The organism is Paenibacillus sp. FSL H8-0175 (assembly GCF_045040615.1).
GTDB classification, from domain to species: Bacteria; Bacillota; Bacilli; order Paenibacillales; family Paenibacillaceae; genus Paenibacillus_AQ; species Paenibacillus_AQ odorifer.
Window position 1 is genome coordinate 4,238,140 of sequence record NZ_CP150299.1, and the last position, 13,965, is coordinate 4,252,104.

12 protein-coding genes are annotated in these 13,965 nt (G+C 43.0%); 2 read left to right on the forward strand and 10 right to left on the reverse strand.

What is annotated here, in order from left to right; all coding sequences use genetic code 11:
* Positions 1 to 8 precede the first annotated feature (8 nt).
* On the reverse strand, positions 9 to 1,889 hold the full coding sequence (gene htpG / locus MHH46_RS18780; RefSeq protein ID WP_076190924.1) for a molecular chaperone HtpG: 1,881 nt from the start codon (positions 1,887 to 1,889) through the stop codon (positions 9 to 11).
* 280 nt (positions 1,890 to 2,169) lie between these two features.
* Between htpG and MHH46_RS18785 the strand changes: the two genes are divergently transcribed.
* A complete protein-coding gene (locus MHH46_RS18785) occupies positions 2,170 to 2,592 on the forward strand; it encodes a VOC family protein (RefSeq protein ID WP_076127887.1) in 423 nt (140 codons plus the stop codon).
* Here MHH46_RS18785 and MHH46_RS18790 read toward each other — a convergent pair.
* The gene (locus MHH46_RS18790) at positions 2,563 to 3,438 is read right to left on the reverse strand and encodes a LysR family transcriptional regulator (RefSeq protein WP_076127886.1); all 876 of its coding nucleotides are present in this window, start codon (positions 3,436 to 3,438) and stop codon (positions 2,563 to 2,565) included. The two genes, MHH46_RS18785 and MHH46_RS18790, sit on opposite strands and share 30 nt — an antisense overlap.
* A gap of 121 nt (positions 3,439 to 3,559) precedes the next feature.
* Between MHH46_RS18790 and dapA the strand changes: the two genes are divergently transcribed.
* Positions 3,560 to 4,456, forward strand: coding sequence for a 4-hydroxy-tetrahydrodipicolinate synthase (gene dapA / locus MHH46_RS18795; protein WP_076190921.1), 897 nt, complete (start codon positions 3,560 to 3,562; stop codon positions 4,454 to 4,456).
* Between the two features lie 150 nt (positions 4,457 to 4,606).
* Here dapA and MHH46_RS18800 read toward each other — a convergent pair whose 3' ends face one another.
* From MHH46_RS18800 to recA, 8 genes are all read right to left on the reverse strand, one after another.
* Positions 4,607 to 5,995 (reverse strand): DEAD/DEAH box helicase, encoded by a 1,389-nt coding sequence (locus MHH46_RS18800; RefSeq protein ID WP_081383205.1) that lies wholly within the window; start codon positions 5,993 to 5,995, stop codon positions 4,607 to 4,609.
* Positions 5,996 to 6,825: 830 nt separating this feature from the next.
* Entirely contained in the window at positions 6,826 to 7,398 is a 573-nt protein-coding gene (gene pduL, locus MHH46_RS18805; protein WP_036688383.1) for a phosphate propanoyltransferase, read from the reverse strand.
* 138 nt (positions 7,399 to 7,536) lie between these two features.
* Complete coding sequence (locus MHH46_RS18810; protein WP_076182593.1) at positions 7,537 to 8,502, reverse strand: dipeptidase; 966 nt, start codon at positions 8,500 to 8,502, stop codon at positions 7,537 to 7,539.
* Positions 8,503 to 8,623: 121 nt separating this feature from the next.
* Positions 8,624 to 8,884, reverse strand: a complete 261-nt coding sequence (locus MHH46_RS18815) for a stage V sporulation protein S (RefSeq protein WP_019910496.1) — start codon at positions 8,882 to 8,884, stop codon at positions 8,624 to 8,626.
* 199 nt (positions 8,885 to 9,083) lie between these two features.
* Positions 9,084 to 9,878 carry a TIGR00282 family metallophosphoesterase gene (locus MHH46_RS18820; RefSeq protein ID WP_076100408.1) on the reverse strand — a complete coding sequence of 265 codons (795 nt, stop codon included), beginning with the start codon at positions 9,876 to 9,878 and terminating at the stop codon, positions 9,084 to 9,086.
* Between the two features lie 211 nt (positions 9,879 to 10,089).
* The gene (gene rny / locus MHH46_RS18825) at positions 10,090 to 11,634 is read right to left on the reverse strand and encodes a ribonuclease Y (protein ID WP_370510565.1); all 1,545 of its coding nucleotides are present in this window, start codon (positions 11,632 to 11,634) and stop codon (positions 10,090 to 10,092) included.
* A 316-nt stretch (positions 11,635 to 11,950) separates the two neighbouring features.
* On the reverse strand, positions 11,951 to 12,676 hold the full coding sequence (locus tag MHH46_RS18830; RefSeq protein ID WP_076127881.1) for a regulatory protein RecX: 726 nt from the start codon (positions 12,674 to 12,676) through the stop codon (positions 11,951 to 11,953).
* Between the two features lie 110 nt (positions 12,677 to 12,786).
* Positions 12,787 to 13,851, reverse strand: coding sequence for a recombinase RecA (recA, locus tag MHH46_RS18835; RefSeq protein ID WP_076127879.1), 1,065 nt, complete (start codon positions 13,849 to 13,851; stop codon positions 12,787 to 12,789).
* Between the last annotated feature and the right edge of the window lie 114 nt (positions 13,852 to 13,965).

Sequence of the window (13,965 nt, forward strand, 5' to 3'; positions counted from 1 at the left end):
ACTTCATATTATTTCATGATTTTGCAAATATCATTGGTGAATTGAACAGGATCACTAACCTGTAGACCTTCGATCAACAGGGCTTGGTTGTACAGCAGGTTCGTGTATAAACCGAGCTTTTCTTTGTCGTTCTCTGCTGCCGCCTTCAAGGACTGGAACACTTCGTGATGGATGTTGATTTCGAGTACCTTATCCGCTTGCACCTCTTGACCATTCGGCATCGATTTCAGGATTTTTTCCATCTCGATTGTCAGTTCACCTTCAGCAGAGAGACATACCGGATGAGTCTTTAAACGTTTGGAAGCTTTGACATTTTTCACTTTGCCGGACAGGATGTCCTTCATCGCTTCAAAAAGCTCCTTGTTTTCGTTCTCTTCCGCTTCCGTTGGCTTGTCCGCTTCGTCGGCTTCGATCCCCAGATCTCCGCTGGATACGGATTTAAATTCTTTTTCCTTATAAGACTGAATCATCTTGATCGCAAATTCATCAATATCATCAGTGAAGTAGAGAATTTCATACCCTTTATCCGATACAAGCTCGGTTTGCGGGAGCTTCTCGATTCTGTCGATCGACTCTCCGGAAGCATAGTAGATATACTTCTGATCTTCTGGCATTCTTGAGACGTATTCGTCCAGCGTAACCAGCTTCTTCTCCTTAGAGGAATAGAACATCAACAAATCTTGAAGGGTGTCTTTGTGCATCCCATAATCGTTATAGACACCAAACTTAAGCTGTCTACCAAAAGCATTATAGAACTGCTCATATTTCTCTCTTTCATCCTTCAGCAGGCTTTGCAGTTGGCTTTTCACCTTGTTCTTAATGTTCTTAGCGATCAGAGTCAGCTGACGGTCATGCTGGAGCATCTCTCTGGAAATGTTCAAGGACAGATCCTCTGAGTCCACCATACCTTTTACAAAGCTGAAGTAATCAGGCAGCAGATCCGCACATTTGTTCATGATCAGCACACCGTTGGAATAGAGCTCAAGACCTTTTTCATATTCCTTTGTGTAATAGTCAAACGGCGTATTTTCTGGGATGAACAGGATTGCATTGTACACTACAGCACCATCAGCACTGATATGAATATGTTTAAGCGGCTTATCGAAGCCGTAACGTTTCTCTGCATAGAAGTTATCATAATCTTCTGTAGTCAGCTCGCTTTTGTTCTTGCGCCAGATAGGCACCATGCTGTTTACGGTTTGTTCTTGAATAACTTCTTCGAACTCGTTCTCCGTGTCTTCTTTTGGCTTTTGCTCCTTCACGTCCATTTTAATTGGGAAACGGATGAAGTCGGAGTATTTTTTAATGATAGATTTCAGGCGGTATTCTTCCAAATATTCATCATATTGATCTTCTTCCGTATTCTCTTTAATCTTCAAAATCACATCAGTGCCGACAGAATCCTTCTCGACAGTCTCGATGGTATAGCCGTCAGCGCCCTTAGACTCCCATTTAAAGGCCTCGTCACTGCCTAATGCCTTACTGATCACTATAACGTCATCAGCCACCATAAACGCAGCGTAGAAGCCCACCCCAAACTGTCCGATGATGTTGTGGCCATCTTTAGCTTCGTTCTCTTTCTTAAAAGCAAGAGATCCACTCTTCGCGATTGTACCTAAGTTATTCTCCAGCTCCTCTTGTGTCATCCCGATACCTGTATCGGAAATCGTCAAGGTTCTGTTCGCCTTATCGGCGGTCACTTTAATATAATAATCCTCTTTATTGAAGACCAGGCCTTCATCAGCTAATGCTTTGTAATAGATCTTATCAATCGCATCACTTGCATTGGAAATCAGCTCACGCAGGAATATTTCCCGTTGTGTATAAATGGAGTTAATCATCATTTCCAGCAATCTTTTCGATTCGGCTTTAAACTCTTTTTTGGCCATGAATAAATAAATCTCCTTTCAAAATAACCTTCTTATCCAGCACATCATGATTAGCACTCTTCTTAGATGAGTGCTAATTCTTCTTTTTATATAACATAAACTCATTTTCAATGTCAATATTTACAGCGACTTTCATTAAATAAAGCTGTATTTTGCATACAAATTTAGGATTTGATCGATAAATAACATTCAACTTGCACATAGGATGATTCTATGTTTTAAATAGATTAGATACATAAATTACAAATAAAGATCTAGCATCTTCTCTGGAGGGATTCAAATGCATGAACAAGTACAGTCCATTGTAAATTCTTCAGCAACAAGTCCCATTAAGAATTTGATTGGCAGTGTATTTATCCCCGTACACGATATTGAAAAAGCCCTTAACTGGTATTGCCAAGTCCTAGGACTCCAAGAAGCAGATCATTCGATTATAAACGGTCATTTATGTCCGTTAACTATGCAAGGAAGCACTGGGATCATTCTGGACACCATGCCCATGTGGGGAGGTTTAGAGCCTGAAGGGGCTCCTCCAATTACAACACCTGCTCTTATGCTTATAACCGATGATCTGCAAGCCTCTTTCAACTATATAAAGGAGCTCGGTGTAAATATAGTAACCGAAATTCAAGATCAAAAATGGTTTGTAGTAAAAGACCCTGATGGGAATAAACTAATGATTTGCAAACAGCATTTGGATTAAAAATTGCAGTGGTTGTGATTTCCACTTCTTAGGGTGCATCAGAAGCTGCAGATCAAAATGAATTTCGGGATGAACAAAGGACAGCTCAGCCAAGCTTCCCCGTTCAATTTCTTCCTCTGCCACGATTTTGGGTAACAAAGCAATTCCAAGACCATTCATTACACAACGTTTAATGGCCTCCAGATTCGAAAGCTCAAAACCTATGCGGAATATGATCCCGTGCTCTTTTAACAAATTCTCGAACAAACTCCGGTAAATACAGCTTTCCTCCGAGACTATTAGCTCACAGTTATTCAGATCCTGTAGGGTTACCGTATCCATCTGGGCAAGCGGATGATGAATGGGAGCTATCAAAACAAGCGGCTCATCTCTGACGATCGTACGCTCAAGGATGGAATCCGCAGTGGTGCGATCCAACATTAAGCCTAGATCTACTTCGCCATCTTTTATTTTGGCAAGAAGATTAGCTTCCTGCATCGTTTGCAGATGAATATCCAGCTTTGGAAATTTAGTCCTTAGCTGCTGCAGGTAAGGAGGTAAATAAAAGGCCGCTAAAGAATCTATCGTCCCAATAGTTAGCGTACCTCCGATTTGCTGGGCGATAGTTTCTTTTGAACGATCATATAAATCCAAAATCTCCACGAACAGCTTCAATAACTCTTCTCCTGGCGGGGTAAGCCGCAGCTGACGGCCATGCCTCTCTATTAAAGGTACTCCATATTCCTTCTCTATCTTCTGTATCTGCATCGTCACACTTGATTGTGCATATCCCAATTCTTCAGCAGCTCGCGTAAAGCTCTGACGTTTAGCCACCTCGCGGAAGGTTCGTAAATAGGTTAAATCCATTACCTCACCCTAACATCAATATTTTTGATGATCCATATCATTTATTATAGCTAACGACGATGCTACTTTCCATGGTAAAGTGTATGTAGAGGAATTAAAATATTTTGGAGGCCGATAATTTATGCTTACAGAACAACAGATTTATGGAGTTTATGTCCCCGTGGTCACCCCGTTCAATGCTGCTGGTGAAGTTGATTTGGATTCGTATCAGCGTTATGTAAAGAACATTATTAACAACAGCATACAAGGTCTGGTCGTTAATGGAACCACCGGAGAATCGCCCACTGTAACCGTAAATGAAATGCAGCTTCTAGTAAACACTTCCCGTGAGCTTCTACAATCCACATCAATCCCCTTAGTAGTTGGTACAGGTACCAATGATACAGCCTCTACGGTTGCACGCACGGAAATTGCTGCAAACCTTGGTGCTGATTGTGCACTAGTAGTCGTACCTTATTATAGTCGTCCTTCACAAGAGGGTATCATTGCCCATTTCAGCAAAGCTGCAGAAGTAGGCATACCAATCATGGCTTATGATATTCCAAGTCGTACAGGTACGGCCATGACGGTAGATACTGCACGTACAATCCTAGAAATGAATAATGTTGTCGGTTTAAAAGACTGCTCAGGCAGTACAAAAATGGTTACAGAGTTAGTCCGTACAGGTGCTAAACCTGTGCTTGGCGGCGATGATTCCCTCTTTTATGAAATGCTTAGCTGCGGAGCAGCTGGGGGGATGCTCGCTACTGCCAACGTTTTCCCGGCAGAATGCCTTCGTATCTTTGAAGCCTTTACATCTGGTCAAGTGGACTTCGCTAAAGAAAGCTTTGAACAACTACTGCCGATCATCCGCCTATTGTTCAAGGAATCGAATCCCGCTCCAATTAAATGGATGCTTAGCCAAAACGGCCTACTGTCCTCGGATACGCTTCGCCTCCCTATGACTTCCATCAGCGCAGGACTTCAGCAAGAACTGAGCCCCTATGTTCAGGACAATACAATTGAAGCAACCGCATAAATGAAATAACAACAGCCGTTGTACAGTGAGGAACTGTTTAGCGGCTGTTTTTTGTTGTAAATTATCAGGAAATAAAACATAAAAAACCATCAGATTTACTCTGACGGTTTTTTTTATTTTACTATAGAAACGATACGCATTCAAACTAACTTATCTGCTGCTCGTTTTTTGTCTTCCTTTTGTGAACCACTCGGACTTTGGCTTCAATGGAGGGTTAGACTTAGGTTTTGCTTTAGCTGGTTTAGATGCCGCTGATTTTGTTGCTGCCGGTTTTGTTGCCGCAGGTTTAGCAGTTGCTGGTTTGGAATTCGACGGTCTGGAAGACGATGGTCTCGAAGCTGCTGCTTTCGAACCTGACGGTTTCGCCGAACGATCTGTCTTCATTTGCGTTTTACGAGACATCGGATAAGGATGGTCCTTAACTTCCGGAATCGATTTTCCAATCAATTTTTCAATATCTTTAAGGAAAGGAAGCTCTTCAGCTTCGCAAAAAGAAATTGCCGTTCCGCTCAATCCCGCTCTGCCTGTACGACCGATCCGGTGCACATAGGTTTCCGGAATGTTCGGTAAGTTGAAGTTGATTACGTGAGACAGCTCATCAATATCAATTCCCCGGGCAGCTATATCCGTAGCTACGAGAACACGAGTCGCACCGCTTTTAAAATTTCGCAAAGCGTTCTGGCGATCATTTTGAGATTTATTGCCGTGTATGGCTTGAGCAGCAATGTTCACTTTAGCCAGATCGCGGGTAACACGGTCTGCACCACGTTTGGTACGAGTAAACACCAATGCTGAGACGATGGATTTATCCTGTAACAGCAGGTTCAATTGGTTTTGCTTATTTCCGTTCTCTAATAAATAGATCGATTGATTGATTCTATCCGCAGTAGATGACACGGGTGTGATTTCTACCTTCACTGGATTCACAAGCAATGTTTTGATCAATTTAGAAATCTCAGTTGGCATCGTTGCCGAGAAAAACAGAGTTTGCTTCTTCGTAGGCATTTTGGCGATGATTCGTTTCACATCATGAATAAAGCCCATATCCAGCATCCGGTCAGCTTCATCCAGAACTAAAATTTGTACATATTGCAAATCTACACGTTTCTGATTGATCAGGTCGATAAGTCTACCAGGGGTAGCAATAAGAATATCGGCACCTTGATTCAGTGCGCGCTCTTGCACTTTCTGTGACACACCGCCAACAATGGCAGCAGAGCGGATATCTGTATATTGGCTATACGCTTTTATGTTATCAGCAATTTGAATCGCTAGTTCTCTTGTCGGTGTTAAAATCAACGAGCGAATGCGTCGCACATTATTGGATTTGTTAGGGCTCGATTGTTCGCTTAGCAATTGAATAATAGGCACGGAAAATGCAGCTGTTTTTCCTGTTCCCGTTTGCGCGCATCCAAGTAAATCTCTACCCGCTAATACAGCTGGAATCGACTGCTCCTGTATTGGTGTAGGTGATGTATAGTTTTCTTTGCTTAAAGCCTTCAAAATTGCAGGCACAATATTCAGTTCATTAAATGTCATTGGGTCTCCTTAATTTCTAATACATATATTCTTAACAATAAATCCTTTTGTCACGTCATAAACCATAATCATAACACAATAAGTTACATAATAATAGATTTTCTTTATCATCACACCAATTTTCATTAATAATCCATTTCAGGATACTATCCGTTCTGCTCTTACAAAAATATTTTTACTAACCGTAAAATACTCCTCCTCAATTTATCCTGCGGCGTATCTTTTGTTGAGCCTGTTGATCCTGCTGAGACTGTTGAGACTGCTGAGACTGTTGAGCCATCGGACTCAGACGCCCTTATTTTGAAAATTCGTGGATTTTGGACATGCTATCGGACTCAGATGCAGTTATTCACACCTTCGAAGCCCAATTCAGTACAAATATAAGGCAATAAGAGCTATGCAGTCCGAAACCTTGGCAAAATAGATCAAAATGCTGAAATAGCTGCAATACAGTCCGATAAGTACAAGCCGTCGGGTAAACCACGCAATCTTTACAGCACGTAGATCAGACACGCAATCCTTACAGCACGCAGATCAGACACACAATCCTTACAGCACGCCGATCAGACACACAATCCTTACAGCACGCCGAGCAGACACGCAATCCTTATAGCACGCCGAGCAGACACGCATTCCTTAAAGCACACAGATCAGCCACGCAATCCTTACAGCACGTAGATCAGCCACACAATCCTTACAGCACGCCGATCAGACACACAATCTTTACAGCGCGCCGATCAGCCACGCATTCCTTACAGCACGCCGATCAGACACGCAAAAAAAGCGAAGGATTTCTCCCCCGCTTCTTATCTTTGCTATAACTATGATGACTATTCTACGATTTCAGCAGTATCGCCGTTGTTGGCACCTGCAGCGTTAGCTTCGTCAGTGTCAATATGCATATCCAGTTTAAAGCTGTCTGATACGCGTGCAATTACGTTCTCCAATACGAGACCACGGTCGCCTCCGAGGCGAACTTTAAGCAATTGCTTATCAGCAATGCCCCAAGCTTCAGCTTCAGAAGTATGGAAGTGAATGTGACGAGCGGCGATGATAACGCCTTGTTCCAATTCCACTTCGCCAGCAGGTCCTTTAAGCGTAATGCCAGGTGTTCCATCAATATTTCCAGATTCGCGAACTGGAGCTTTCACGCCAAGTGCGAAGGAGTCAGTACGGGAAATTTCTAATTGGGAAGCCGGACGAGCAGGTCCCAAAATTCTTACTTTGTCAAATTTACCTTTGCTGCCGATAACTGCTACTTGCTCATTTGCTGCAAACTGTCCTGGTTGAGAGAGGGGTTTGAACTCCGTTAGTTGATATCCTGGGCCAAACAAAGCCTCCACATGCTCTTGCGTAAGGTGAATATGTCTAGCCGACACACCTACGGGTACAGTCTTACTCATAGTAAAGTCACTCCTTGTATTTTCTCTAGTATCTGTACAAGCCATTAACCATTATACATCTTCTTAACCAAAAATAAAAAGCCCCACATCATAACGAGGGCCTTTTTTTCGACAATTCATACTTTTAGAGCAGGATTGTCATGATTTAGACACCTGAGAAGGTAAGTTTGTGCGCAGGTAGGAGACCGCATTCTCATATAACCAACCTTTTACGGAAGCTTCTGGATAGTAACGAAGCAGGTGCTCCGCGAGCTCAGGGTATTTTCCCGGATGCTCCATGTTCTCTACCCAAGTGTCAATGCCGTCAAAATCCGAACCAAACATCATATGTTTCTCGCCACCTAGACTACATACATGATCAATATGCTTTAATAAATCATCCATACGAGCTTTTCCATCATCACATACAAACCACGGATAAAAGGTCAGGCCCATTCTTCCGTCCATTGCAATCAAAGCTTTAATCTGTTCATCATTTAAATTTCTAACATGCCCACAGATTGCTGCGGCGTTCGAATGGGAAGCTATAAACGGACGTGTGCTTAAGTCGGCTAGCTCCCAAAAACCTGCCTGAGACAAATGCGACACATCAAGCAGCATTCCACTGTCGTTGCACCATTCGATCAGCATTCGCCCTTTTTCCGTAAATCCGCCGTTGCGCTGCTCCAGAACACCGTCCGCTGCCCAATTGGCATAATTCCAAGTGATTCCCAAAAACCGCACGCCAAGCTCAAAACAGAGCTGTGCATAAAACAAGTTCCCTTCTAGACCGTCTACACCCTCCAGAGAGAGCATTCCCCATGGAGATGCTCCAGCTGTTCGTTTTCCTACCTCCTCCTTCCAACGCAGCCACTGAAGGCTCTCTGCGCCTATTATTTTTTGCCGGAACAAATCAATTTGTCCTAAAACATTCTCAAAGCTAGGTCTACCTCTACTTGCCGAAAGGTATATTGCAAAAATCTGCAATTCCACACCGCCTGCTACCAACCGCTCTCCGGTAACATCCAGCCGAGGATCATTCTTAAAATCCATATCTGGTGATGCTTGCATTTTACTCAGCACATCACAATGAAAATCCGCAACCTGTAGCTTATCGGTTCTCATCCCAAGCCCTCGCTTTCATGCAGTCCTATTCCAGATTCTATGCTTAAAAACGCCAGACTATATACCAAAAGCAAAAAACCTGTTTACATAAGTAAACAGGTTCATCCGTTCTATGCTTCTATTATCTGGGTTCTACAATCAATTTAATCGCGGTTCGATCCTCTCCATCAATCACAATGTCTGTAAATGCCGGAATGCAGATCAAATCTACTCCGCTTGGTGCAACAAATCCCCGGGCAATGGCAACTGCTTTGACTGCTTGATTCAGTGCTCCAGCTCCAATAGCTTGTAATTCGGCCGATCCACGTTCACGAAGAACACCTGCTAAAGCGCCGGCGACGGAATTTGGATTGGATTTAGCTGATACTTTTAATACATCCATAGTAAGTACCTCCCCTGGGAAAATAATGGTGTTCTTCCACTACTTTAGATGTTATTCGCGAGAGAAGAAATAATTCCTTCTTTTTGCGGACTACTCTGGAGAAAATGGTACAATAGATACTCTTTTTCGATATAATAAATATCACACTTTACCCAAATTCGGCGAAATTACCCGGAAAATCACTTATCTTATCCTACTACTAGCTCATTACCCATTCATCTTCACGTAGCCGTATTTTCTCCAGACGGGTAGCCGCGCCAGTATTCTCGTCTAACTCTGCAAATAAACCGTGAAGCTGCCACTTGCCTTCATCAACAACAAATCGTGCTGGAAGCTGTGTAGTGAACTTATAAAGTACTGCATCTCTTTCCATACCCAGAATCCCTTCGCTTGAACCAACCATGCCCGCATCGGTCAAGTAAGCCGTTCCACCCGGCAAAATCACATCATCATTCGTCTGAACGTGAGTATGGGTCCCTACTACAATTGATGCGCGACCATCCATGAAATAGCCCATGGCGATTTTCTCAGAGGTAACCTCTGCATGGAAATCAACGAGAATGCATTTATGATCTCTACGTAGCTCTTCCACAATTTCTTCACCCACACGGAAAGGACAATCAATCGCAGGCAAAAATGTACGGCCTTGCAGGTTAACTATAGCTAGCTCTTTGCCGTTACCTTTAACAACTGTATATCCTCTTCCCGGTGTTCCTGGAGGAAAATTAGCAGGACGGATAATCCGGGCCTCATCGTCGATAAACTCGAAGATGTCCTTGTTGTCCCATGTGTGATTACCCATGGTGATTCCGTGAACGCCCCAGTTAAAAAATTCATTTGCGATCGCTTTAGTAATACCTCTACCGGCAGCAGAATTCTCACCGTTAACTATGATTATATGTGGTTGATATTTGCTTTTTAATGAGGGCAACATCTCCCGAAGTGCCTTCCTGCCTACACTACCTACGATATCTCCAATGAATAGTACTTTAATGTTTCTCTCCTCCTAATCTTAACCTCTTCATCTAGCGGATAAGTCTTCATATTTAAAAGAAAAAAGGCCCCGCTTAGGGGCCAATTTTCATCAAATATAAGAAAGTATAAGTTATATCTTATCCTTTAACCTTATATTCCTAGCAGAAACATATACCAGGAAACGATCATAAATATCGTTATTTCCCAAGAGTATGTTATCTACTTATTGCCTATTTAGCGTATTCAACAGCCCGTGTCTCACGAATAACGGTAACCTTGATATGTCCTGGATAATCCAGTTCACTTTCAATCATCTTCGTAATATCGCGAGCAAGACGGAATGCCTCTGCATCGTCAATCTTCTCTGGCTGTACCATCACGCGCACCTCACGGCCCGCTTGAATAGCAAATGATTTCTCAACGCCTTCGAACGACTCTGAGATTTCTTCCAGTTTCTCTAGACGTTTAATATACGTTTCCAGTGTTTCACGGCGAGCACCAGGTCTAGCAGCCGACAATGCGTCAGCGGCACCAACCAACATAGCAATAACCGAGGTAGCTTCGCAGTCTCCATGATGAGATGCGATACTGTTGATAACAACCGGATGTTCTTTATATTTCTTCGCTAGTTCAACGCCGATCTCAACATGCGAACCTTCCACTTCATGATCCAGCGCTTTGCCGATATCATGGAGTAATCCTGCACGTTTTGCAAGCACGATGTCTTCCCCAAGCTCACCGGCCATCAGTCCTGTTAAATAAGCAACCTCCATGGAGTGCTTCAATACATTTTGACCATAGCTTGTACGGAATTTCAGACGCCCCAGAATCTTGATCAAATCTGGATGCAAACCGTGAACGCCCACTTCGAAAGTAGCTTGTTCACCATATTCCCGAATCCGTTCGTCCACTTCTTTGCGGGATTTCTCCACCATCTCTTCAATACGAGCGGGGTGAATACGTCCATCAGCCACCAATTTCTCAAGTGCCGTACGGGCCACTTCACGGCGGATTGGATCAAATCCTGACAAAATAACTGCTTCCGGCGTATCATCAATAATGAGGTCGATACCTGTAAGAGTTTCCAAAGCACGAATATTACGGCCTTCACGACCGATAATCCGACCTTTCATCTCTTCATTCGGCAACGTAACAACTGAAACCGTTGTTTCCGCTACGTGATCAGCTGCACAGCGTTGGATAGCGAGTGTGATGATTTCACGGGATTTCTTATCCGCTTCTTCTTTCGCCTGCTGTTCAATTTCTTTGATCATTTGTGCCGTTTCATGGCGAACTTCTTGCTCAACATTGCTAAGAATGATACTTCTTGCATCTTCGATGCTTAAATTGGAGATACGTTCCAATTCAGTGACTTGGTTTTTGTAAATAACATCAATTTGCTGTTGGGTTTCATCAATTCGTTTCTCTTTGTTAGCTACTTGTTCTTCTTTTCTTTCAAGCGATTCCATTTTTTTATCCAGAGATTCTTCCTTTTGCAGCAAACGTCTCTCTTGCCGTTGGATTTCATTCCGACGTTCACGAGTTTCTTTCTCAGCTTCAGTACGGATTCTATGGACTTCGTCCTTAGCTTCCAATACTGTTTCTTTCTTCAGCGCCTCAGCGTCCTTCTTCGCATTCTCAACGATGACAACGGCTTCTCTTTCTGCGCTTTGGATTTTAGCTTCTGCAAGGGATTTACGAATAAAATAACCGAACCCAAAGAATATTGCAGCTACAACGAGAACGATAATGACCCAGATCCATGATTCCAGCATCTGTTCACCTCCTCGTTGGTTCCTCTCCAAGGTATATCCCTGGGAATTGTGCAGTTGTTTAACTATCCGTTCATCACCATACAAAAAACCGGTAAACAACCGATTGCCATACTGCACATGCTGCACATGCACACTGCCCGCCTTATCCGGCGATTACATTTCATATGAGTTGTACGTGAACCGTTTAAAACAGTCTCCTTTTTGGGAAGGAAAAAGGATTCTAATTTTATGCCGATTCATGTTATATTTTATTATTTATAAAAAGACATTGTCAAGAGAGTCGATATACGCATTAATGTCAAGAGAATCAGTGATTCTAGTAAAACTCCTCATCTTCACCTTCATAATTGTCTTCCGCAAGTAAAGTATTGATCACTTGGCGAACCATATCGCCCGAAAATCCACGGCGCATAAGGAAGGCTCCAGTCTTTCTTCGCTTATCTGAAGCTTCTCCACGGATGAGATTCCATTTCTTGCGCCCAGTTTCGAGTGCGCTCTCCAGCTCTTGTTCAGGAGTAATATTCTCCAAAGCTTCCGATATAAGGGTTTTGTCTATCCCTTTCTCACGTAGCTCTTGTCGAATCCACATCTTCCCTTTCCGCTGGTTCGCTATTCGTTGCTCTGCCCATTGCTTAGCATATAAAGGGTCATCAAGAAGTCTTTCCTCCTGCAGCCGCTGCACCACTTCCGCAATAATAGTCTCTCCTATTTCCTTCTGGCGTAAACGGCGAGTCATTTCCATAGCGGTGCGTGGTTTACGTTCTAGATAACGGAGGCCTTCTACATAAGCTCGTTGACGCTCATCAGCTACAACAATTTCAACCAAATCAGCCTTCATAAAAGAATTACCAGTAATCATTCGATATTTAATCATGACGTCCTCGTGCACAGTCATGTTATATGCTCCGAAATGTATGATATAACGGTGATCAGATTTCTTTTGACGTTCTACTTTAGTGATCTCTAAGAGTTCTCCTTCAGGAAAATCAGATAACACCTGCTCATCTTGTTCTTCTGCTTCAAAATCCAGTTGTATTACCATAGTTGTTTGTCACCTCGTAGCAATAGATCGGTTATCGTCTTACTTTCATTACTTGTTAAGAAAAGACACCCTGCAACAATCAATCACAGGGCGTCCTATTGCTTAATATACTATTCGATTTCGAGAAGCAATTTCTCTTCTTCTTCTTGCTCTGCAATAATATCTTCATTCTTCGGCGCAGCAACAATAGTGGATAAATTACTTGCTTCACGGATCTTATTCTCAATAATAAGGGCAATATCCTGATGTTCCTTCAAAAACTGTTTAGCATTCTCACGGCCTTGACCGAGACGCTCGCCTTCGTAGGAATACCATGCACCACTCTTATTCACGATATCCATTTCAGTACCGATATCTACAAGACTTCCCTCTTTGGAAATCCCTTCACCGTACATAATATCAACATCAGCCTGTTTAAAAGGAGGGGCTACTTTATTCTTCACAATCTTGATCTTAGTACGGTTACCAACCACATCGTTCCCCATCTTGATGCTCTCTACGCGACGTACATCTAAACGTACAGAAGAGTAGAATTTCAATGCACGACCACCCGGAGTTGTCTCAGGGTTACCGAACATAACACCGATCTTCTCACGAAGCTGGTTGATAAAGATAGCGATCGTATTGGATTTGCTAATGGCACCAGAAAGCTTACGAAGTGCTTGAGACATCAAGCGAGCCTGCAATCCGACGTGGGAATCACCCATATCGCCTTCAATTTCAGCCTTAGGTACCAAAGCAGCAACGGAGTCAACGACAATAATATCAACGGCTCCACTACGAACGAGTGCTTCGGCGATTTCCAGCGCTTGTTCACCCGTGTCTGGCTGAGAAAGCAGCAACTCATCGATATTTACGCCCAAGTTACGTGCATATTTCGGATCAAGCGCATGCTCGGCATCGATAAATGCAGCTTGTCCGCCTTGTCTTTGCACTTCTGCAATAGCATGAAGAGCAACTGTTGTTTTACCTGAAGATTCCGGTCCATATACTTCAATAATACGTCCCTTTGGAAGTCCGCCTATACCTAACGCAATATCAAGTGCCAAAGATCCGCTAGGTACAACTTCCACTTGCATATGCGTGGATTCTCCCAGTTTCATTACCGAACCTTTACCAAATTGTTTTTCTATTTGACGAAGCGCCATATCAAGCGCTGCACGACGATCTGACAATCAGACCACTTCCTTCACTGTTTATAGTAATATAATAACGTGTTTTTAAGGTCTTGCCAAGCTTTTTTTCGAACATACATTCGTTTTTTTTGTCTTGGGCGTTATTTATCCCTT